3 protein-coding genes and 1 pseudogene are annotated in these 1965 nt (G+C 36.8%); 2 read left to right on the plus strand and 2 right to left on the minus strand.

Going from position 1 to position 1965, the window contains the following annotated elements:
- Both ACFIJP_RS08880 and ACFIJP_RS08885 read right to left on the minus strand, forming a co-directional pair.
- Window positions 1–199, minus strand: a pseudogene (locus ACFIJP_RS08880) (hypothetical protein); the annotation flags it as partial.
- Between the two features lie 245 nt (window positions 200–444).
- On the minus strand, window positions 445–1062 hold the full coding sequence (locus ACFIJP_RS08885) for a S24 family peptidase (protein WP_375627036.1): 618 nt from the start codon (window positions 1060–1062) through the stop codon (window positions 445–447).
- A gap of 83 nt (window positions 1063–1145) precedes the next feature.
- Here ACFIJP_RS08885 and ACFIJP_RS08890 point away from each other — a divergent pair, with 83 nt between their 5' ends.
- Both ACFIJP_RS08890 and ACFIJP_RS08895 read left to right on the plus strand, forming a co-directional pair.
- The gene (locus ACFIJP_RS08890; RefSeq protein ID WP_375627037.1) at window positions 1146–1520 is read left to right on the plus strand and encodes a hypothetical protein; all 375 of its coding nucleotides are present in this window, start codon (window positions 1146–1148) and stop codon (window positions 1518–1520) included.
- Window positions 1521–1644: 124 nt separating this feature from the next.
- Window positions 1645–1965: DUF1376 domain-containing protein (locus ACFIJP_RS08895; protein ID WP_375627039.1), on the plus strand; the 321-nt coding region annotated here is incomplete at its 3' end.

The following is a 1965-nucleotide window of genomic DNA, read 5'->3' on the forward strand; positions in this document are numbered from 1 at the left end:
CTTCTGCAATTTCTTCAGAGATATCTTCACAATTATTCTCAGAAGGATTGATGCGAAAGATTTGGATTGCATCATCTACCTCATCAACAATGCTTAGAATTTGGCTTGCATCAAGTGGTCCAGACTCTGCAATGTGTTGATCTTTATCGTAGGCAACTAATAAAATTTCATCAGAATTTATAAGAATTGGATTTTCCATAATTTCTCCTCCCTAACGCCTCTTGGCAATTGTTTGTGCGTGGTTTATGGATATATTAGTACATTATGCACTAAAGATAGTCAAGTACATAATGTACTATTTTTTTTAAAAAATAAAAAAAAGACGAATCACGGCACAATTTAGAGAATCAAAATTTTGCTGTTTACTGATAAAAATCAAGCAAACTTGCTTCAATCTGTTGATAGCAATCTAATCGATAACGTGAACAGAGAATCGTATTGTGTTTACATATCAAGAATAGTGCGCCGTACACGACCTATTATAGAGATAGCGCCTTCAAGTTTTGGAGCCTTTATTGTTTTGTCGTATGAAGCGGGCTGAAAAGGAGGATCATCATTAGGTCTGTATCGTTTATATGTCGCTTGTCCAGATTCATCTGCAATTACATAGCAGGCATTAGGCACAAGTTTTTTGTCTCGCATATTTACAAATATTATAGAATCTGGAGGGCTAATTTTATTCATAGATGCGCCATCTACACGTAAAGCAATCCATTCACCGGCAGGAAGATTAACAGCCTCTGTCATAGGATAATCTGAAAAATCCATTATCCCATCTTGCTCGCTTAGTTCTCCAGCGCTAATCCATGAAACGAGAGGAATACTTATATTGAGGTTAGGACTTTCTTGAGGAGACTCGCCATACAAAATCCACCCCGGATCTACATTAAATACTTGTCCATAGAGCTCGGCTATTTGGCGCGAAATACCACGATTTCCATTTTCGTGACTAATTAAGGTATTTTGATTAAGAGCTGGTACAGCGCGCGCAGCTTCGCTTGGTGTTGCATATCCAGCATTCTTACGCGCTATTTTAAGTCTATCTTTTGGCAAATAAGTCATTTGTACATTATCCACTATTTTTTTAATTCATTGTGTACGATTTTATCTTGATTAAAATTTGTACGTAATGTACTATTTTTGTCATGGTTAATGATTTTTATGTCAAAAGTTTGATTGAGTCTTGGGGATCTATACGCCAATTTGCAAAAGAAATTGGTTGTAGCTATGAGGCTGCGCGTAAAATGCGTGATCGCAATAGTATTTCTCCAAAATACTGGAATATAATTATTCAGTTGTCTAAAGCTAAGGGTCTATCTTGGGTTACACTAGATTGGTTCCTACATAATTATGGGAGTAAATCCCATAGAGTTATTCGTCCAATGACAAAACGAAGAAAAGATACGCTTCATCTGGTGGAGAAAATTAGTACAGAAAATGCATCACAAACAGTAATATCTTCTCATAGTGCTGCTCATACAGAAAATAACAAACATCAACAGCACCATTCACATTCTTAAACAGGCAAAAATAAAGAGATCAAATAAATAGATTACGCGCCACCATGCGCACGCATAAATACGCAACAGCCTTAAGGGGGGATTATGATCACTAATTTATATTTAATAAAAGAAGGGAGCGCGCATGTCTAATGGTATGCCATGGATAAGATTCCATTTGTATGACTGGATAAGTGGTACAGATGGAATGACGTTAGAGCAAAGGGGCGCTTATATGACGCTTCTCGTTCGCATGTACGATAAAAAAGCACCAATTAAAGAAGATTTTGAAACGCTTGCACGTGCTTGCAATTGTTCGCAGAAAAAATTTGCAGCTATTGTCGAATACTTAATGAGGAATGATAAACTTGTTGAGACAGATAATGGATTGTGGAATACGCGCGTTGAAGAAGAGCTAAACGATTTTGCTGATAAAAAAGAGCACATATCGCAAGTTCGTAGTGAG

The sequence above is a fragment of the Bartonella sp. MU37NMGALS genome, from assembly GCF_042194015.1.
Taxonomy (GTDB): Bacteria; Pseudomonadota; Alphaproteobacteria; order Rhizobiales; family Rhizobiaceae; genus Bartonella; species Bartonella grahamii.

Coding starts and splice junctions, on each gene's coding strand:
- ACFIJP_RS08890 (WP_375627037.1), top strand. CDS start 1,146: ATGGTTAATGATTTTTATGTCAAAAGTTTGATTGAGTCTTGGGGATCT.
- ACFIJP_RS08885 (WP_375627036.1), bottom strand. CDS start 1,062: ATGACTTATTTGCCAAAAGATAGACTTAAAATAGCGCGTAAGAATGCT.